Below are 19,905 nucleotides of genomic sequence, written 5' to 3'. Positions count from 1 at the left end.
GATTCAGGGTGCTTCAGGTTCAGGGTGCTTCAGGAGGCGTCGTCCTGACCCAGGGTGCCCAGGTACAGCCCGATGACCCGTTCGTCGTTGAGCAGTTCACGGCCGGTCCCGGTGTGCGCGTCCTTGCCCTGGTCGAGGACGTAGGCGCGGTCGCAGATCTGCAGGCACCGGCGGGCGTTCTGCTCGACCATGATGGTCGTCACGCCGGCCTCGTTGATGGAGGAGACGCGGATGAAGGCGTCGTCCTGCCGCACCGGGGACAGACCCGCCGACGGCTCGTCCAGCAGCAGCACGTCGGGCCGCATCATCAGCGCCCGGGACATCGCCACCATCTGCCGCTCGCCGCCGCTCAACGAACCGGCCACCTGGTTGAGGCGGTCCTTGAGCGCCGGGAAGATGTCCAGCACGAACGCCAGGTTCTCCTTCACGACCGAGGGCCGCTGGTAGGCCCCCATCTCCAGGTTCTCCTGGATGGTGAGGGTCGGGAAGACGTTCTCGGTCTGGGGGACCAGGCCCACCCCCTTGGCCACGAGCTTGTTGGCCTTGAGGTTGGTGATCTCCTCGCCGCGCAGGCTGATCGTGCCGCTGCGCACGTTGACCAGGCCGAAGATCGCCTTGAGCAGGGTGGACTTCCCGGCCCCGTTGGGACCGATGATGCCGATGAGCTCACCGTCGTAGGCCTGCAGGTTGGTGTCCATGAGGATGTCCACCCCCGGCAGGTAGCCGGCCGTCACGTCCCGGACCTCGACGACGAGGTCTCGTTCCTCGGTCGCCGTGGCAGCGGCCCCGGTGGGGGAGGGGTGCTCGGTGTGCTCGCTCATAGGATGCGGTTGCCCTCCTCGTCGTACCGGCCGGTGATGACACCGATGTCCTGGTCGAGGTGGCTGCCCAGGTAGGCGTCCACCACGGCCTCGTCCTTCATGACCTCGTGCGGCGGCCCCTCGGCCACGATCCGGCCCTCGGCCATGACGACCACCCAGTCGGCGATGTGCCGGACCATGTGCATGTCGTGCTCGACGAAGAGCACCGTCATCCCCTCGCGCTTGAGGTTGACCACGTGGTCCAACAGGGACTGCACCAGCGCCGGGTTGACACCGGCCATCGGCTCGTCCAGCAGCACGAACTCCGGGTCGGTCATCAGCGCCCGGGCCATCTCGAGCAGCTTGCGCTGCCCCCCCGACAGCGCCGCCGCGTAGTCGTCCTTCTTGTCCAGCAGCCTGAACTTCTCGAGCAGGACCAGGGCCCGCTCCTCGTTCTTCCTCTCCTGGGCGCGCCAGGTGAAGGGCAGGACGGAGAACAGCAGGCTCTCGCCCTTCTGCTTGCTGGCCCCGAGCTTCATGCTGTCCAGCACGGTGAGCCGGTTGAGGACCTTGGTCAGCTGGAAGGTGCGGACCTGTCCGCGCCGCGCGGCCTTCCAGGCAGGGATGCCCGACAGGGACCGTCCGTTGAACGACCACTCGCCGGTGTCGGGCCGGTCGAACCCGCTCAACAGGTTGAACAGGGTCGTCTTCCCGGCCCCGTTGGGGCCGATGAGAGCGGTGATGGCGTGCCGCGGGATCTCCACGTGGTCGACGTCCACCGCGTGCACACCGCCGAAGGACCGCGTGATGTGGTCGGCCACGAGGATGGGGTCCTTCTTCGGCACGCCGGGCCGGGCCGGGCCGGTCGCCAGGTCGACGGACTTCTCCGCCCGGACCGTGGGGGCGACGTCCTCGGTGGCCACGAGGTGCTCGTGCTCAGGACCGGGCTGGTCACTTGACAAAGGTCATCTCCTTCTTGTTCCCCAGGATCCCCTGCGGTCGGAACGCGACGAGCAGCATGAGGGCGACTCCGACGAGGACGTAGCGCAGGTAGCCGGCCTGGGTCTCGGTCATCGGCAGCCAGCCCTCGCTGGCCAGGGCGGGCAGGACTCCGGACAGGAAGGCCATCAGCGCCCAGTAGAGGACCGCCCCGAGAACCGGTCCGAAGATGGTGGCCGCACCACCCAGGAGCAGCGCCGTCCACACGAAGAAGGTCAGGCTGGGCAGGTAGTACTGCGGGATGACGGCGGAGGGCAGGGCGATCACGACACCACCGAGGGAGCCGAGCACGCCGCCGAGGATCAGGGCCTGCATCTTGTAGGCGAAGACGTTCTTGCCCAGGGAGCGCACCGCGTCCTCGTCCTCGCGGATGCCCTTGAGCACCCGGCCCCAGGGGCTGCGCATGATGAGCCAGACCAGCAGGACGGCCAGCGCCACCAGCACGAGCCCGAAGATCCGGGCCCACCACTGGTCGGACGTGTAGGACCAGGGGCCCAGCGCGAAGGAGCCTGCCGGGAACGGGTTGGCGGCCCGGAAGCTCGCGTGGTAGCCGCCCAGGCCGTCCGCCGAGTTGGTCCACCGGTCGAACAGCTGGGTCTGGAAGAGCAGCCGGACGATCTCGGCCGCCGCGATCGTCACGATCGCCAGGTAGTCCGCCCGGAGCCGCAGCGTGGGGATCCCCAGGAGCACGGCGAAGACGACGGCGCCGGCGATGCTGACCCCCATCGCCAGCCACCACGGGAAGCCGAAGCTGAGGATGGAGATGGCGTAGCCGTACGCCCCGATCGCCATGAAGCCGGCCATCCCGAAGTTCAGCAGCCCCGCGTAGCCGAAGTGGATCGCCAGCCCGAGCGCGGCGAGCATGAACCCGATCGTCTCCGTGGAGAGCATGAAGCTCAACGTGTTGTTGAGGATCTGGCCCCAGTCCATCGCAGTTCTCCCTTGCCGCTATCCGATGCGTGCTGTTCGACCCAGAAGTCCCTGGGGTCGCACGAGCAGGATGATGATGAGGACGCCGAGGGCCCCGACGTACTTGATGTCCGACGGGATCCACAGGGTGGAGACCTCGACGAGGATTCCGATGATCAGGGCGCCGAGCAGGGCGCCGAAGGCGGTGCCCAGACCGCCGAGCACCACGGCCGCGAAGATCAGCAGCAGGATCTGCATCCCCATGTCCCACTTGATGCCCGGTCGGAAGTAGGCCCACAGCACGCCGGAGAGGCCGGCGAGCGCGGCCCCGGCGACCCACACGATCCGCGTCACGCCCTCGACGTCGATGCCGCTGGCTGCGGCCAGCGGGCGGTTGTCGGCGACGGCGCGGGTGGCCTTGCCGGTCCGGGTGCGCAGCAGCCAGTAGGCCACCCCGAGGAGCACGACCAGGCTCAGGCCCATGCTCACCATGTCGATGGTGGACAGCCTGATCGGACCCAGGATCTGGTGCTTGGTGCCCCCGGCCCCCGGCAGCTGGCTGGTGCCGCCGCCGATGAAGAACTGGAAGACGTAGCGCAGGGCCAGCGAGAAGCCGATGGTGAGGATCATCATCTGCACCAGCCCGATGCCCCGGCGGCGCAGCGGCCGCCAGATCCCGGCGTCGATCAGCCAGCCGAAGGCCCCGCTCAGCACCACGGCGAGCAGGATGGCCAGCCAGATCGGCCAGCCGAGGTCGACCCCGAAGATCAGCGCCACGATCGCGCCCAGCGTGACCATCTCCGCGTGCGCGAAGTTGGTCAGTCCCGTCGTGCCGAAGATGAGGGACAGGCCGATCGAGGCCAGGGCCAGCATGAGGCCGAAGTTCAACCCGTTGATGAGACGCTCGACGAACTGGTCGAGGAAGCTGGTGGTCTCCCGTTCCCCCTCGCCGAGGAAGAAGTTGGCCGGCTGGAAGAACTGCGAGCCGTAGCTGACCGTGAGCGGGTTGTCGCCGGTGACGGTCACCCCCTCCGGCAACGACTCCTCGTCGACCAGCACCTCGTACGGGTCGGTCGTCGGCACCCCGAACCGGGCCTGCCCGCGATCGCTCGTGGTGGCCTCCGCCTCGAACCCACCGCCGCTGATGACGATGCGGGCGCCCTCCACCGGTTCGTTGTCGTAACGGATGTTGACCGTCACGACGTCGTCGTACTCGTCGATCCCCACCTGCGAGGGGTCCGCCCCCCCCTGTGCCAGCGCGGCGGCGGGCGAGAGGGCGACGAGCAGCACTGCGAGCAGCACTCCCAGCAGGTGCCAGGGCCTGCGGGCGCGCGGGCGCTCCGGGGATGAGGTGGTGGGCGGCACTGCTCCTCCAACCTGGAAGGGTCACGGGACGACGTGACGCACCCGGCTCGGGTGCGTCACGTGGGCAGAGCATAGGGGACGGGTGAGGCCCCCGACAGGGGCGGGTCGAGGGCGTGTCCGGATCGTGACCTACCCGGGTGCGGGGGGCCGGTGGCACACGAGGACGGCCGTACCCGGGATCATCGTGCCGCGGGTCGCGCTCCAGCCGCCCCAGACGTGCTCCGCGCCGGTGGGCCATTCGGGCTCGACCAGGTCGGTGAGGACGAGACCGGCGCCGGCCACGGCCCGGACCAGGTCGCCGAGGGTGCGGTGGTGCTCGCTGTAGGTGACGCTTCCGTCGGCGGACTCCTCCACGTAGGGGCGGCGGTCGAAGTAAGTAGGAGTGCGCGACCCGCAGCCCCTCCGGGCCGGGGACGTCCGGGAAGGCCCACCGCACGGGGTGGGGGAGGGAGAAGACGCACCGCCCCCCGGGGCGCAGCACACGCGCCCACTCCGAGAGCGCGGCGGCTGCGTCCGGCACGAAGGCCAGCACGCCGTGGGCGGTGAGGACCACGTCGAAGGTCGCGTCCGCGAACGGCAGGCGCGTGCCGTCGCACTGGACCAGCGCGGGCCGCCGGCCGGACGGCATACCTCGCTGGAGCCGGGCGCCGACGCCCAGCATGGATCCGGACAGGTCCGAGGCCACCACAGCCGCGCCCTGACCCGCGCACCAGCGCGCGCCCTGCCCGGCCCCGGAACCGACCTCCAGGACGCGTGCCCCGTCCAGGTCGCCGAGGAGCCCGAGGTCCGTCTCCGTCCAGCCCTCCGGGCCCCAGGTCAGGTCGTGGTCCCCGAGAAAGGAGCCGTGCTCGGCGTGGTAGCTCTCGGCCTCCGAGTCCCACCAGCTCCTGCTGGCCCGCACGGCCTCGGGGTGAGTCACCGGGCGACGGGCGACCCGGCCGGGCGTAGGCTCGCTGTCCACCGCCCCAGTGTGCCAGCGGTGCGCGAGGGCGCGGCGGCACCCGGCCGAGCGCTTTGACCTGCGCCCGGACCGACGATAAGGTGGGCGGGCGCGTCGCGTGCGCTCGTGCATGCTCTCCGGCGGTCTTCTCCAGGCCGCCGTCGGTCCTCCCTCCGGGGTGGTCCCGGGAGGTGCGGAGCCGGTGACGCACGACCGCCCGTCCATCCTTTCCATGTCCACAATCGGAGCCCCTACTACATGACTGCTACCACGGCCGAGAAGGCCATCTCCCAGATCGCTGTCAACGACATCGGGTCTGAGGAGGAGCTGCTCGCAGCGATCGACGCGACGATCAAGAACTTCAACGACGGTGACATCGTCGAAGGAGTCATCGTCAAGGTCGACCGCGACGAGGTCCTGCTCGACATCGGCTCGGCTACAAGACCGAGGGCGTCATCCCCTCGCGCGAGCTGGCCATCAAGCACGACGTCGACCCGTCCGAGGTCGTCTCGGTCGGCGACGAGGTCGAGGCCCTGGTCCTCCAGAAGGAGGACAAGGAGGGCCGCCTGATCCTGTCTAAGAAGCGTGCGCAGTACGAGCGCGCCTGGGGCTCGATCGAGAAGGTCAAGGAGGAGGACGGCGTCGTCACCGGCACCGTCATCGAGGTCGTCAAGGGCGGCCTCATCCTCGACATCGGCCTGCGCGGCTTCCTGCCGGCCTCCCTCGTCGAGATGCGCCGCGTCCGCGACCTGCAGCCCTACGTCGGCAAGCAGATCGAGGCCAAGATCATCGAGCTGGACAAGAACCGCAACAACGTGGTGCTGTCCCGCCGTGCGTGGCTCGAGCAGACCCAGTCCGAGGTGCGGACCACCTTCCTCAAGGAGCTGCAGAAGGGTCAGGTCCGCTCCGGCGTCGTCAGCAGCATCGTCAACTTCGGTGCGTTCGTCGACCTCGGCGGCGGCGTGGACGGGCTGGTGCACGTCTCCGAGCTGTCCTGGAAGCACATCGACCACCCGGGCGAGGTCGTCGAGGTCGGTGACGAGGTCACCGTCGAGGTGCTGGACGTCGACATGGACCGTGAGCGCGTCTCCCTGTCCCTGAAGGCCACCCTCGAGGACCCGTGGCAGACCTTCGCGCGCACCCACGCGATCGGTCAGGTCGTGCCCGGCAAGGTCACCAAGCTGGTGCCGTTCGGCGCCTTCGTGCGTGTCGAGGACGGCATCGAGGGTCTCGTGCACATCTCCGAGCTGGCCGAGCGCCACGTGGAGCTGCCCGAGCAGATCGTCACCGTCGGTGCCGAGGTGTTCGTCAAGGTCATCGACATCGACCTGGAGCGCCGTCGCATCTCGCTGTCGCTGAAGCAGGCGAACGACGCCCTCACGGCCGACTTCGACCCGACCCTCTACGGCATGGCCGCGGAGTACGACGAGCAGGGGGGAAACTACAAGTACCCCGAGGGCTTCGACCCCGAGACCAACGAGTGGCTCGAGGGCTTCGAGACCCAGCGCGAGAAGTGGGAGAAGGAGTACGCCGACGCCCACGCCCGCTGGGAGGCCCACAAGGCGCAGGTCGAGGCCGCGGCCGAGTCCGCGACCGACGACACGGTCGAGGTCACGCAGTCGAGCAGCAGCTCGTCCTCGTCCTCGTCCTCGTCCTACAGCTCGACCCCGTCGGCCGCCGAGGAGGCGACCGGCACGTTGGCCTCCGACGAGGCCCTCGCCGCGCTGCGCGAGAAGCTCACCGGCAACTGATCCACCCGACCGGGGTCCGGCCCACCAGCCGGCCCCGGTCCGGGAGAGCCCGACCCGCGCCGGGTCGGGCTCTTCTGCGTCACCCCTCTACCCTCTACCCTCTACCGCGTCAGCCCCTACCCTCCGAGGAGAACAGCGCATGAGCGTGACGACCAAGCCCGACGGGCCCCCGGGAGCACCCGCGCCGGCGATCACCCCAGGGCTGGCCCCCCGCGTCTTCTGGCCGGCCGCCGTCCTGATCACCGCCTTCGTGCTGGCGGCGGCGATCTTTCCCGCGCCCATGAACGAGGGCCTGGCCAAGATCAACGAGGTCGTGGTCAACACGATCGGCTGGTACTACGTCCTGCTGACCTTCATCTTCGTCGTCTTCACCATCTGGCTCGCGGTCAGCCGCTTCGGTGAGATCCGGCTGGGCCAGGACGACGAGGAGCCCGAGTTCGGCTACGTCTCGTGGTTCGCGATGCTGTTCAGCGCCGGGATGGGCATCGGCCTGATGTTCTGGGGCGTGGCCGAGCCGCTGTTCCACTTCGCCGGACCTCCGCCCGGCTCCGCCGCGGACACGCCGGCGGGCCTGGCCAACGCCGCGATGGGGCGGACCTTCCTGCACTGGGGGCTGCACGCGTGGGCCATCTACATCATCGTCGGGCTCGGCGTCGCCTATGCCGTGCACCGCAAGAAGCTGCCCGTCTCCATCCGCTGGGCCCTGAGGCCGCTCCTGGGGAGCCGGGTGGAGGGCTGGCTGGGGGACGTCATCGACGTCGTCGCCGTCGTCGGCACCCTGTTCGGGGTCGCGACCTCGCTGGGGTTCGGGGTGAGCCAGGTGGCCGCGGGGCTGGACTTCGTCGGCCTGACCGACGGCGTGGGCGCCTGGGGCCAGGTCGCCCTCATCGCGGGCATCACCCTCATCGCGACCGGTTCGGTGATGACCGGCATCGGCAAGGGCATCAAGTGGCTGAGCAACATCAACCTCGCCCTCGCGGGGCTCCTGCTGCTCTTCGTGCTCGTCGCCGGGCCCACCCTCTTCCTGCTGCGGGACATGGTGCAGGCGGTCGGGTTCTACCTGCAGAACTTCTTCTCGATGAGCTTCTCCACGATGGCCTACCAGGAGGAGGGTCCCGCCTGGCTGGGGGGCTGGACCACCTACTACTGGGGCTGGTGGATCAGCTGGTCGCCCTTCGTGGGGATCTTCATCGCACGGATCTCCAAGGGCCGCACGGTGCGGGAGTTCATCACCGGTGTCCTGCTGGTGCCGACGCTGCTCACCATGGGTTGGTTCACCGTCATGGGCGGCACCGCCCTGCACCGGGAGATCTTCGGCGACGGCGGCCTCGTGGCGGACGACGGCAGCGTGGCGACGAACGAGGCCCTGTTCCAGATGCTCGACGGTCTGCCCGGAGGTCCCTTCCTCTCGGGCCTGGCGATCATCATGATCGTCATCTTCTTCGTCACCAGCTCCGACTCCGGATCCTACGTCGTGGACATGATCTCCAACGGCGGAAACCCTGACCCGCCCGTGTGGAGCCGGGTGATGTGGGCCGTGCTCGAGGGCGCCATCGCGGCGGTCCTCATCGTCGCCGGGGCCGCCGCCGGGGTCGAGGGCGGAGGCCTGCAGTCGTTGCAGACCATGGCCATCATCACCGCCGCCCCGTTCACGCTCGTGATGATCGGCATCATGATCTCCCTCGTGATCGCGTTCAGCGCCGAGGACAGGTGGCGCAACCAGGTCGAACGACGGATCCTCGCCCGCGAGCTCGCGCTGGAGACGCAGGAGCTCCAGGAGGCGGGCCCGACGGGCGACGACCCCGCCCGCCCCTGACCGGGGCCGGGACGCGCCACCGCCCCCTGGCCGGCCCTGGACGGGCCGGCCGGGGGCGGGGCCAGGACGGGCCCGGGGGTCTGGACGGGAACAGGACTGTCGGACGCGGGCGTTAGCCTCCTTGCTATGCGCCCCACCACCGACCTGCAGCGCACGGTCGCCCCGTTCCGCGTCGAGTCCGACTTCAGCCCTGCCGGGGACCAGCCGGCGGCGATCGCGGAGCTGACCCGGCGGATCGGCCTGGGCGAGCAGGACCTGGTGCTGCTGGGCGCCACGGGCACCGGCAAGTCGGCCACGACCGCCTGGCTCGTCGAGCAGGTGCAGCGTCCGACCCTGGTCATGGCCCCCAACAAGACGCTCGCGGCCCAGCTGCGAACGAGTTCAGGGAGCTCCTTCCCCACAACGCGGTGGAGTACTTCGTCTCCTACTACGACTACTACCAGCCCGAGGCCTACGTCCCGCAGACGGACACCTACATCGAGAAGGACTCCTCGGTCAACGACGAGGTCGAACGCCTGCGGCACTCGGCGACCAACTCGCTGCTGACCCGCCGCGACGTGGTCGTGGTGGCGTCCGTCTCCTGCATCTACGGCCTGGGCACCCCCCAGGAGTACGTCGACCGGATGGAGCGGCTGCGGGTCGGGGACACGGTCGTCCGGGACGACCTACTGCGGCGGTTCGTCACCATGCAGTACACCCGCAACGACGCCGCGTTCACCCGAGGCACCTTCCGGGTGCGGGGCGACACCGTGGAGATCATCCCGCAGTACGAGGAGCTCGCGCTGCGGATCGAGTTCTTCGGGGACGAGATCGACCGGCTGTACACCCTCCACCCGCTGACCGGGGAGGTCGTGCGGGAGGAGGAGGAGATGTACGTCTTTCCCGCCTCCCACTACGTGGCCGGGCCCGAGCGGATGGAGCGTGCGATCGCCTCGATCGAGGCTGAGCTCGCGGACCAGCTGGCCCGCTTCGAGCGCGAGGGCAAGCTGCTGGAGGCCCAGCGCCTGCGGATGCGCACCACCTACGACATCGAGATGATGCGTCAGGTCGGGAGCTGCTCGGGCATCGAGAACTATTCACGCCACATCGACGGCCGCGGACCCGGCTCGGCGCCGAACTGCCTCCTGGACTACTTCCCGGAGGACTTCCTGCTCGTCATCGACGAGTCCCACGTGACGGTCCCGCAGATCGGCGCGATGTACGAGGGGGACATGTCGCGCAAGCGGACCCTGGTCGACCACGGGTTCCGCCTGCCGAGCGCGATGGACAACCGTCCGCTGAAGTGGGAGGAGTTCCTCGAGCGGATCGGGCAGACCGTCTACCTCTCGGCGACGCCGGGGAACTACGAGATGGCCAAGGCCGACGGAGTCGTGGAGCAGATCATCCGCCCGACCGGACTGGTCGACCCCCAGGTGGTGCTCAAGCCGACCAAGGGTCAGATCGACGACCTCCTGCACGAGATCGGCGAACGCACGGCCCGCGACGAGCGCGTCCTGGTGACCACCCTGACCAAGAAGATGGCCGAGGACCTCACCGACTACCTGCTCGACAAGGGGGTGCGGGTGCGCTACCTGCACTCCGAGGTCGACACCCTGAGACGGGTGGAGCTGCTGCGCGAGCTGCGGATGGGGGAGTACGACGTCCTCGTGGGGATAAACCTGCTGCGGGAGGGCCTGGACCTTCCCGAGGTGTCGCTGGTCAGCATCCTCGACGCGGACAAGGAGGGCTTCCTGCGCTCGGCCAGGTCGCTGATCCAGACGATCGGTCGCGCAGCCCGTAACGTCTCCGGCGAGGTGCACATGTACGCCGACAGCGTGACCCCGTCGATGGCCGAGGCCATCGACGAGACGAACCGCCGGCGGGACAAGCATGGCCTACAACACCGCCCACGGCGTGGACCCGCAGCCCCTGCGCAAGCGCATCGCGGACATCACCGACATGCTCGAGCGGGAGGACGCGGACACCGAGACGCTGATGGGCAGCGGTCGACGTCAGTCGCGGGGGACCGGTCGCGGGCGGGGTGCGGCCGCGGCCGTGGGCAGCGCCGTCATCGAGCGTCGGTCCACCGAGGCCCTGCCCGCGGTCGAGCTGGCCCAGCTCATCCACGAGCTGAGCGAGCAGATGCACCAGGCGGCCACGGACCTGCACTTCGAGCTGGCCGCCAGACTGCGGGACGAGATCGGGGACCTGAAGAAGGAGCTGCGTCAGATGCGCGACGCGCACTGAGGCCTGTGACAGAATGACCGGGTCCATCGGCGGGAAGTCGGTATCGGTGTGCCCAGCAGGGGACCCGGTGCGGGAGAGTCCTCCGGTCCGCCGCCCGACCGGAAGGTAGCTGCATGACCGTCCCCACGTGGGTGTGGATCGTCACCCTCGTCATCATCGCCGTGATCTTCGCCTTCGACCTGCTGGTCCTCGGTAGGCGTCCGCACGAGCCCTCCCGGAGGGAGGTGTCGGTCGCGCTGACGATCTACGTGAGCATGGCCGTCCTGTTCGGGCTGGGGCTCCTCCTCCTGCAGGGCGGGCAGCTCGCGGGCGAGTTCTTCGCCGGCTGGCTGACCGAGTACTCCCTGTCGGTCGACAACCTGTTCATCTTCCTCATCATCATGGCCAAGTTCGGGGTGCCGAGGAAGTACCAGCAGTTCGCCCTGATGGTGGGGATCGTCATGGCGCTGGTGATGCGGGCGATCTTCATCCTCGTCGGGGCCGCGGCGATCGAGCGCTGGTCCTGGGTCTTCTACATCTTCGGCGCCTTCCTCATCTACACGGCGGTCAAGCTCGCCAGGGAGAACATCGGTCATCAGGGGCACGCCGACGAGGAGTACGAGGAGAACGCGCTCCTGAAGGCGATCGAGCGCCGCTTCCCGGTCACCCAGTCCTGGGACGGCGGAACCAAGCTGCGTGTCCTGGAGGGCGGCAAGCGTGTCCTGACCCCGATGGCGATCGTCATCATCGCCCTGGGCACCACCGACCTGCTCTTCGCCCTGGACTCCATCCCGGCGATCTTCGGGCTGACCCAGGAGCCGTACCTGGTCCTCATGGCCAACGTCTTCGCACTCATGGGACTGCGTCAGCTCTACTTCCTGCTGGGCGACCTGCTCAAGCGGCTGGTCTACCTCGGGCTGGGGCTGGCCGTGCTGCTGGCGTTCATCGGCGTCAAGCTCGTCCTGCACGCCCTGCACGAGAACTCGCTGTTCTTCATCAACGGCGGCGAGCCGATCCACAGCATCCCGGAGATCCCCATCTGGCTTTCGCTCACCATGATCGTGGGCATCCTGGGCGTCACCGCGGTCGCCTCGCTGATCAAGACCCGCAAGGACCGCCAGGAGGGTGCCGTCGCCGAGGGGGACGAGGGGGAGCTGGACCTGGAGGAGGTCTCCCTCTTCGGGGAGCAGCACGAGCGGCGCCGGTCCGACACCCCGGACCTCCCGGGTCCCGCCCCGGAGCGCAAGGATGCCGACGACTGAGTCCGGCGGACGAGCGCCTCAGCTCCCGGTGACGGCCGCCGGGTCCTTCCGGGGGACGCCCCCGCCCGGACGGCCGAGCACGAGGACGCTGGCGAGAACCACGAGCGTCATGCCCACGAGCTGGGTCGGCGACAGCAGCTGACCCAGGATGAGCAGCCCGGCCAGGGCGGCCGCGGCCGGCTCCAGGCTCAGCAGCACGCCGAAGGTCCCCGAGCGCAGGTGCCGCAGGGCCATGAGCTCCAGGCTGTAGGGGATCGCCGAGGAGAGCAGGGCGATCCCCAGCCCCCGCAGGAGGGCCTCGCCCGACCACAGCTCGGCCCCCGCGGTGGCCAGTCCCAGGGGAAGGGTCAGCACCGCCCCGATCGCCATCGCCAGCGCGATCCCGTCCAGCCCGGCGAACCGGGAGCCGGTCCGCCTGCTCAGCACGATGTAGGCGGCCCAGCATGCCCCGGCCGTCGCGGCCAGCCCGATCCCGACCAGGTCGAGCTGCGCCCACGGTGTCGTGACCGCCTCGGAGATGAGCACCACCCCGGCCAGGGCCGCCCCGACTGCGGCGAGGTCGCGCGGCCGGCGGGACAGGACGGCGGCCAGCGCCAGCGGACCCAGGAACTCGATGGTCACCGCCACCCCGATCGGCAGGCGGGCCAACGAACCGTAGAAGGTCAGGTTCATCGCGGTCAGGGCCAGGGCGAACAGGCCGACGACGGTCCAGTCGGACCGGCTGCGCCCCCGCAGCCGGGGGCGGACCAGGACGAGCAGGATCACCGCCGCCAGCACCAGGCGCAGGGCCACCGAGCCCAGCACGCCGACCAGCGGGAGCAGGGTCGCGGCCAGGGCGCCGCCGAACTGGACGGAGACCACCGCGAGCAGCACCAGACCCACCGGATGCACCGTGGGCCGACGACCGGTCCGGGCTGCTGTCACCACCCCCGGTCCCGCCACTCCGGCAGGTGCGGCCGTTCCACCCCCAGGACCGTGTTGTCGCCGTGGCCGGGCAGGACCAGGGTGTCGTCGGCGTACACGTCGAACACCCGGACCTGCAGGTCCTCCAGGAGGATCTCGAAGTCGTCGGGGGACCAGGTCTTCCCGGGGCCTCCGGGGAACAGGCTGTCCCCGGTGAGCAGCACCGCGGGGCTGCCCTCCACGGACAGCGCCAGGGCGACCGAGCCCGGGGTGTGTCCGCGCAGCGCGACGACCGTGAGCGTCAGGTCCCCGACCCGCACGGTGTCGCCGTGACCGAGCCGGACGTCCACCGCGACCGGCAGCTCGTCGGCGTCGTCCTGACCGGCCAGGGTCGTGGCCCCGGTCAGCCGGACCAGGGCGGGGAGCGCACGGTGGTGGTCCCAGTGCCGGTGCGTCGTCAGCACCTGGCCGAGCGGCACCTCGGTGCCCGGCCCGCCCTCCGTCACCCGGTCCGCCCCCGGGTCCTCCGCCAGGAGAGCGCGGACCCGGTCGAGGTCGTCGGCCGCGTCGACGAGCAGCCGCTCACCGGTGGCGGTGCACGTCACCAGGTAGACGTTGTTGTCCATCTCGGACACGCTGCACTTGCGGACGGTCGCAGCGCCCAGGTCCAGGACCCAGCTGGGCCCGCCCGGCTCGACGTGACCGCGCGCCTCGGTGGACGTGCTCATCTCTCCTCCTCGTCGACGACGGGCAGCGCCGTCCGCGGCCCGGCCGGAGTCTACGGTCCGCCCGCCCGGGTGGCCAGGCGCCTCAGACGGTCAACGGACGGTCGGTGGGCCTGATCGGCGCGGGCAGCTCCGTCGCGCCGGTGAGGTAGCGGTCGACCGCCGCGGCGGCCGCCCGCCCCTCGGCGATCGCCCAGACGATGAGCGACTGGCCGCGTCCGCAGTCGCCCGCGGCGAAGACCCCCGGCAGGGTGGTCGCGAAGCGCTCGTCACGCGCGTAGGTGTTCTGCGCGGTCCGGGTGAGCACGTCCGCCGGTGCGGCGCTCTCGTCGGGACCGACGAAGCCCATCGCCAGCAGCACCAGCTGGGCCGGCAGGTCGCGTTCGGTGCCCTCGACCGGCCGGGGACGGCCGTCCACCATCGCCACGTCGACGAGCCGCAGGCCCCGCACGCCGCCGTTCCCGTCGTCGAGCACCTCGACGGTGGAGACGCCGAAGGCCCGCTCACCACCCTCCTCGTGGGCCTCGCTGACCTTGAAGACCATCGGGTAGGTCGGCCAGGGCTGGTGCGCGGGCCGTTCCTGGGGAGGGCTCGGCAGGATCTCCAGCTGGGTCACCGACCGGGCACCGTGCCGGTGGGCGGTCCCCAGGCAGTCGGCGCCGGTGTCCCCGCCGCCGATGATGACCACGTCCTTGCCGGCGGCGTCGATGCCCCGGTCCTCCCCGAGAGCCTCCCGGTTGGCCGGGACGAGGTACTCCATGGCCACGTGGACCCCGTCGAGGTCGGCGCCGGGCACGTCGAGCCGGCGGGCCACGGTCGAGCCGGTGGCCAGCACCACCGCGTCGAAGCGCTCGCGCAGCGTCTCCAGGCTCATGTCGTCGGGGCCCGTCCCCCCGACGGCGACCCCGGTGACGAAGCGGACACCCTCCCCGCGCAGCTGGACCAGCCGCCGATCGAGCACCGCCTTCTCCATCTTGAACTCCGGGATCCCGTAGCGCAGCAGACCACCGACCGCGTCGTCCCGCTCGTAGACCACCACCGTGTGGCCTGCCCGGCCCAGCTGCTGCGCCGCGGCCAGGCCGGCCGGCCCGGACCCGACGACGGCGACCGTGCGTCCGCTGAGCCACTCCGGCTCCTGCGGCCGCACCCGCCCGTTGGAGAAGGCCCGGTCGATGATCGAGACCTCGATCTGCTTGATCGTCACCGGGGGCTGGTTGATCCCGAGCACGCAGGCGGTCTCGCAGGGGGCCGGGCACAGCCGCCCGGTGAACTCCGGGAAGTTGTTCGTGGCGTGCAGCCGCTCGATGGCGTCGGCGAAGTTGCCCCGCCGGGTGTGGTCGTTCCACTCGGGGATGAGGTTGCCCAGCGGGCAGCCGGAGTGGCAGAAGGGAATGCCGCAGTCCATGCAGCGGGAGGCCTGCCGCTGCAGGATCCCGGTCTCCTGCTGGCCGTGCACCTCCTTCCAGTCCTGGATGCGGACCGGGACCGGCCGGCTGGGACGGGCCTCGCGCTCCCGGTGGGTCAGGAAGCCGTGCGGGTCAGCCATGCGAGTCCTCCAGGATGAGCTGCCAGGCGTGCGGGCCGTCGGGATCGTCGCCGCGGGCCTCGACCTCGCGACGGATGCTCAGCACGCTGGCGTACTGACGGGGGGTGACGACGGTGATCCGGGAGGGCCACCCGTCGTCGGCGAGCAGCGCCGCCGCGACGGGGCTGCCGGTGAGCTCGAGGTGCTCCTCGACGAGGGCGCGCACCTCGTCGAGGTGCTCGGTGTCGGTCAGGGGCGTCAGGTGCAGGTCTCCCTGCGCCGTGGCGAGCGGGTTCATCCGCTTCCGGTCCAGGTCGAGCAGGTATGCCGTGCCGCCGGACATCCCCGCGCCCACGTTGCGTCCGGTGGGTCCGAGCACGAGCGCGCGCCCGCCGGTCATGTACTCCAGCGCGTGGTCGCCCACGCCCTCGACGACCGCCGTCGCACCGGAGTTGCGCACGCAGAACCGCTCACCCACCACGCCGCGCACGTTCACCTGGCCCGACGTGGCGCCGTAGCAGAGCACGTTGCCGGCCACGACCTGGCCCGCGGTGCCCGGGACGACGTCGGCCGGCGCCGGTGCCGCCTCGTGCGGTCGGACGACGATGCGCCCGCCCGAGAGGCCCTTGCCGACGAAGTCGTTGGCGTCGCCCTCCAGCCGCAGGGTGATCCCCCGTGGGAGGAAGGCCCCGAGGGACTGGCCGGCCGAGCCGGTGAGGCTCAGCTCGATCGTCCCGTCCGGCAGCCCGTCCGGGCCGGCGGTCCGCGTGACGTGGTACCCCAGCAGGGTGCCCACGGTGCGGTTGACGTTGGTCACCGGGAAGGACGCCCGCACGGGGGTGCCGTCGGCCAGCGCGGGGGCGGCGGCCTCGACGAAGAGGTTGTCCAGCGCCACGTCCAGCCCGTGGTCCTGGGTGGTGGTGCACCGGCGGGCAGCACCCTCAGGAAGCTCCACGCTGTGCAGGACGGGCTCCAGGTCCAGCCCGGAGGCCTTCCAGTGGTCCACCGCCGCCGAGGTGTCCAGCAGGTCGCTGCGGCCGACCACCTCCTCCAGGCTGCGGTAGCCCAGGGAGGCGAGCAGCTCGCGCACCTGCTCGGCGACGAACTCGAAGAAGGTCACCACGTGCTCGGCCCGGCCGGTGTAGCGGGCCCGCAGCTCGGGGTTCTGGGTCGCGATCCCGACCGGGCAGGTGTCCAGGTGGCAGACCCGCATCATCACGCAGCCGGAGACCACGAGCGGCGCGGTGGCGAAGCCGAACTCCTCCGCGCCCAGCAGCGCGGCCACCAGCACGTCCCGGCCGGTCTTGAGCTGCCCGTCGCACTGCACGACGATCCGGTCGCGCAGACCGTTGAGCAGCAGCGTCTGCTGCGTCTCGGCCAGGCCGAGCTCCCACGGGGTCCCCGCGTGCTTGAGCGAGGTCAGCGGGCTGGCGCCGGTGCCGCCGTCGTGGCCGGAGATGAGCACCACGTCGGACTTGGCCTTGGCCACCCCGGCGGCGACCGTCCCGACCCCCACCTGGCTGACCAGCTTGACGTGGATCCTGGCCCGGGGGTTGGCGTTCTTCAGGTCGTGGATCAGCTGCTTGAGGTCCTCGATGGAGTAGATGTCGTGGTGCGGCGGCGGGGAGATGAGGCCCACGCCCGGCGTCGAGTGCCGGGTGCGGGCCACCCACGGGTAGACCTTGCCCGGCGGCAGCTGACCGCCCTCGCCCGGCTTGGCGCCCTGGGCCATCTTGATCTGGATGTCGTCGGCGTGGACCAGGTAGGCCGAGGTGACGCCGAAGCGGCCCGAGGCGACCTGCTTGATCGCCGAGCGCCGTTCCGGGTCCAGCAGACGGTCGACGTCCTCCCCGCCCTCGCCGGTGTTCGACTTGCCGCCGAGCCGGTTCATGGCGATCGCCAGGGTCTCGTGGGCCTCCTGGGAGATGGAGCCGTAGCTCATCGCCCCGGTCGCGAACCGGCGCACGATCGAGCTGACCGGCTCGACCTCCTCGAGCGGGACGGGCTCCCGGTCGGGGGCGAGGGCGAACAGGCCGCGCAGGGTCATCAGCTGCTCGGACTGGTCGTCGACCAGGTCCGTGTACCGGCGGAAGATGTCGTAGCGACGCTCCCGCGTGGCGTGCTGCAGCCGGAAGACCGACTCGGGGTTGAACAGGTGGGGCGGGCCCTCCCGGCGCCACTGGTACTCCCCGCCGACCTCCAGGGCCCGGTGCGGGCTGATCCCCGACAGGGGGTATGCCGTGGCGTGCCGCCGGTGGACCTCCTCGGCGAGCACGTCGAGACCGACGCCGTCGATCTGGCTGGTGGTGCCGGTGAACCAGCGGCCGACCAGCTCGCGGGACAGCCCGACCGCCTCGAAGGTCTGGGCCCCGCGGTAGGAGGCGATGGTGGAGATCCCCATCTTGGACATGACCTTCAGCACGCCCTTGCCGAGCGCCTTGATGAGGTGGCGGATGGCGACCTCGGGATCGAGCCCGTCCAGCTGCTCGCCGGCGGCGCACAGCTGCTCGACGGACTCCATCGCCAGGTAGGGGTTGACCGCGGCGGCCCCGTAGGCCACGAGCAGGGCCACGTGGTGCACCTCGCGCACGTCCCCGGCCTCCACGACCAGGCCGACCCGGGTCCGGGTGTTCTGGCGCACCAGGTGGTGGTGCACGGCGCTGGTGAGCAGCAGCGAGGGGATGGGGGCGTGCTCACGGTCGCTGTGCCGGTCCGAGAGCACGACGAAGAAGGCGCCGGCCGCCACCGCCTCGTCCACCTCGCGGCAGATCTCCTCCAGCCGCTCCTCCAGGGCCGCGGCGCCACCGTCGACGCGGTACAGGCCCCGGACGACGACGGCCCCCAGCTCGGGGTGGTCCTCCAGGTCGATGCGGCGCAGCTTGGCCAGCTGGTCGTTGTCGATGACCGGGAAGTCGAGGACGACCTGCCGGGCGTGCTCCGGAGTCTCGTCCAGCAGGTTCGGCTCGGGTCCGGTCGAGCTCGCCAGGGAGGTGACGATCTCCTCGCGGATGGCGTCCAGCGGCGGGTTCGTCACCTGGGCGAAGGCCTCGACGAAGTAGTCGAAGAGCAGGCGCGGCCGCTCCGAGAGCACGGCCACCGGGGTGTCGGTCCCCATCGCGCCGAGCGGCTCGCCGCCCGACTGGGCCATCGGCGCCAGCAGGATGCGCAGCTCCTCCTCGGTGTACCCGAAGATCTGCTGACGACGGGTGACCGAGGCCCCCGTGTGCCGCACGTGGATCTGCTCGGGCAGCTCGTCGAGCCGGACCAGGTTCTCCTCCAGCCACCGCCGGTAGGGCTGGCGCGCCGCCAGCTCCTTCTTGACCTCACGGTCGTCGAGCACGCGTCCCTGGGCCAGGTCGACGAGGAACATCCGCCCCGGGGCGACCCGCCCGCGGCCAGGACCCGCTCCGGCGGCACCGGGAGCAGCCCCGTCTCGGAGCCGAGCACGACCAACCCGTCGTCGGTGACCCACCAGCGAGAGGGCCGCAGCCCGTTGCGGTCCAGGACCGCGCCCACCAGCGTGCCGTCGGTGAAGACGAGGTTCGCCGGGCCGTCCCACGGCTCCATGAGCATCGAGTGGTACTCGTAGAACGCCCGGACGTCGGGGTCCATGGTGGCGTCGTTCTCCCACGCCTCCGGAACCATCATCAGCACCGCGTGCGGCAACGAGCGCCCGCCCAGGTGCAGCAGCTCGAGCACCTCGTCGAAGGTCGCGGAGTCGCTGGCGCCGGGGGTGCACACCGGCAGCGCGTCGGCCAGGTCGCCCGGGAAGAGGTCGCTGGCCAGGGCGGACTGGCGCGCGTTCATCCAGTTCCGGTTGCCCTTGACGGTGTTGATCTCGCCGTTGTGCGCCACCACCCGGTAGGGGTGGGCCAGCGGCCACGAGGGGAAGGTGTTGGTGGAGAAGCGGGAGTGCACGACGGCGAGAGCGCTGGCGAACCGCTCGTCGGTCAGGTCCGGGAAGTAGCGGGGCAGCTGGTCGGTCGTCAGCATCCCCTTGTAGGTCATCGTCCGCGAGGACAGGGACACCGGGTATGCCGCGGTGTCCCGCTCGACCCGCTTGCGCAGCAGCCAGGCCCGGCGCTCGAGGGGCAGACCGGACTCCCGGGCCCCCGTGGCGTCGGGGGGCGTGGCCACGACGAGCTGGCGCATCACCGGCATCACCGATCGTGCGGTGGGGCCGACGATCTCCGGGACGACCGGCACGTCGCGCCAGGCCAGCACCTGCAGGCCCGCGTCCTCGACCAGGTGTTCCACCTGTTCCTGCACCTGGCCGTCGCTGCCGTCCGCGGGCAGGAAGAGGATGCCGGCGGCATACTCCCCGCGCGGTGGGAGCTCGACGTCCAGGACCGCCCGCAGGAAGGCGTCGGGCACCTGGACGAGGATCCCGGCGCCGTCCCCGGTGTCGGGCTCGGCGCCCACCGCGCCGCGGTGGTCCAGGTTGTGCAGGGCGGTCAGCCCCTGCGCCACGACGTCGTGGCGGGCCTCGTCGTCGAGGGCGGCCACGAACGCCACGCCGCAGGCGTCGTGCTCGAAGGCGGGGTCGTACAGGCCCTGGGGATGCGGTCCCTGCGCGGGACGCAGGACGGGGACGGGCTCGGTCATGGATCAGCCCTCTCGTCGGGGCGCCGGGCGGCGCTGGGTGGAACGCCCGGGGCGACGCCGGCCCGCGCGAGGAGTGGGGGAAGCATACATATACACAAGG

At 70.7% G+C, this 19,905-nt stretch carries 10 protein-coding genes and 4 pseudogenes; 4 read left to right on the top strand and 10 right to left on the bottom strand.

The genetic code is table 11. The annotated features are described in order from the left end of the window. Positions 1 to 29: 29 nt before the first annotated feature. The 6 genes and pseudogenes from ACQ95T_RS11620 to ACQ95T_RS11595 all read right to left on the bottom strand — a co-directional run. The gene (locus ACQ95T_RS11620) at positions 30 to 821 is read right to left on the bottom strand and encodes an ABC transporter ATP-binding protein (protein ID WP_425943595.1); all 792 of its coding nucleotides are present in this window, start codon (positions 819 to 821) and stop codon (positions 30 to 32) included. Continuing rightward, entirely contained in the window at positions 818 to 1,762 is a 945-nt protein-coding gene (locus tag ACQ95T_RS11615; RefSeq protein WP_425943593.1) for an ABC transporter ATP-binding protein, read from the bottom strand. Before ACQ95T_RS11615 ends, ACQ95T_RS11620 begins: the two co-directional genes overlap by 4 nt. After that, positions 1,752 to 2,729, bottom strand: coding sequence for a branched-chain amino acid ABC transporter permease (locus ACQ95T_RS11610; RefSeq protein WP_425943591.1), 978 nt, complete (start codon positions 2,727 to 2,729; stop codon positions 1,752 to 1,754). The genes ACQ95T_RS11615 and ACQ95T_RS11610 overlap by 11 nt, the downstream gene beginning before the upstream one ends. 18 nt (positions 2,730 to 2,747) lie before the next feature. Further along, positions 2,748 to 4,073 carry a branched-chain amino acid ABC transporter permease gene (locus tag ACQ95T_RS11605; protein ID WP_425943589.1) on the bottom strand — a complete coding sequence of 442 codons (1,326 nt, stop codon included), beginning with the start codon at positions 4,071 to 4,073 and terminating at the stop codon, positions 2,748 to 2,750. 129 nt (positions 4,074 to 4,202) lie between these two features. Then, on the bottom strand, positions 4,203 to 4,427 hold the full coding sequence (locus ACQ95T_RS11600) for a hypothetical protein (protein WP_431472948.1): 225 nt from the start codon (positions 4,425 to 4,427) through the stop codon (positions 4,203 to 4,205). Between the two features lie 145 nt (positions 4,428 to 4,572). After that, positions 4,573 to 5,145, bottom strand: a pseudogene (locus ACQ95T_RS11595) (class I SAM-dependent methyltransferase); the annotation flags it as partial. A 126-nt stretch (positions 5,146 to 5,271) separates the two neighbouring features. On the opposite strand from ACQ95T_RS11595, the pseudogene rpsA reads away from it, so the two are divergent. The 4 genes and pseudogenes from rpsA to ACQ95T_RS11575 all read left to right on the top strand — a co-directional run bounded on the left by rpsA (position 5,272) and on the right by ACQ95T_RS11575 (position 12,047). After that, positions 5,272 to 6,764: pseudogene (gene rpsA, locus ACQ95T_RS11590) on the top strand (30S ribosomal protein S1). 139 nt (positions 6,765 to 6,903) lie between these two features. Then, positions 6,904 to 8,580, top strand: coding sequence for a BCCT family transporter (locus ACQ95T_RS11585; RefSeq protein WP_425943583.1), 1,677 nt, complete (start codon positions 6,904 to 6,906; stop codon positions 8,578 to 8,580). A gap of 126 nt (positions 8,581 to 8,706) precedes the next feature. After that, positions 8,707 to 10,806 (top strand): annotated as a pseudogene (uvrB, locus tag ACQ95T_RS11580) (excinuclease ABC subunit UvrB). A 113-nt stretch (positions 10,807 to 10,919) separates the two neighbouring features. Beyond that, the gene (locus tag ACQ95T_RS11575) at positions 10,920 to 12,047 is read left to right on the top strand and encodes a TerC family protein (protein WP_425943579.1); all 1,128 of its coding nucleotides are present in this window, start codon (positions 10,920 to 10,922) and stop codon (positions 12,045 to 12,047) included. 18 nt (positions 12,048 to 12,065) lie between these two features. Here ACQ95T_RS11575 and ACQ95T_RS11570 read toward each other — a convergent pair whose 3' ends face one another. The 4 genes and pseudogenes from ACQ95T_RS11570 to gltB form a co-directional block, all read right to left on the bottom strand. Beyond that, entirely contained in the window at positions 12,066 to 12,929 is an 864-nt protein-coding gene (locus tag ACQ95T_RS11570) for an EamA family transporter (protein ID WP_425943577.1), read from the bottom strand. A gap of 38 nt (positions 12,930 to 12,967) precedes the next feature. Then, a complete protein-coding gene (locus ACQ95T_RS11565) occupies positions 12,968 to 13,678 on the bottom strand; it encodes an MBL fold metallo-hydrolase (protein ID WP_425943575.1) in 711 nt (236 codons plus the stop codon). Between the two features lie 82 nt (positions 13,679 to 13,760). After that, positions 13,761 to 15,221, bottom strand: a complete 1,461-nt coding sequence (locus ACQ95T_RS11560) for a glutamate synthase subunit beta (protein ID WP_425943573.1) — start codon at positions 15,219 to 15,221, stop codon at positions 13,761 to 13,763. Continuing rightward, a pseudogene (gene gltB, locus ACQ95T_RS11555) lies at positions 15,214 to 19,805 on the bottom strand (glutamate synthase large subunit). The gene ACQ95T_RS11560 and the pseudogene gltB overlap by 8 nt, the downstream one beginning before the upstream one ends. Positions 19,806 to 19,905: the final 100 nt, after the last annotated feature.

It is taken from the genome of Ornithinimicrobium carbonis (genome assembly GCF_050703245.1).
Classification (GTDB): domain Bacteria; phylum Actinomycetota; class Actinomycetes; order Actinomycetales; family Dermatophilaceae; genus Ornithinicoccus.
Note: the sequence above shows the minus strand (reverse complement) of the source record. Positions and strands in the feature narration are given on the sequence as shown.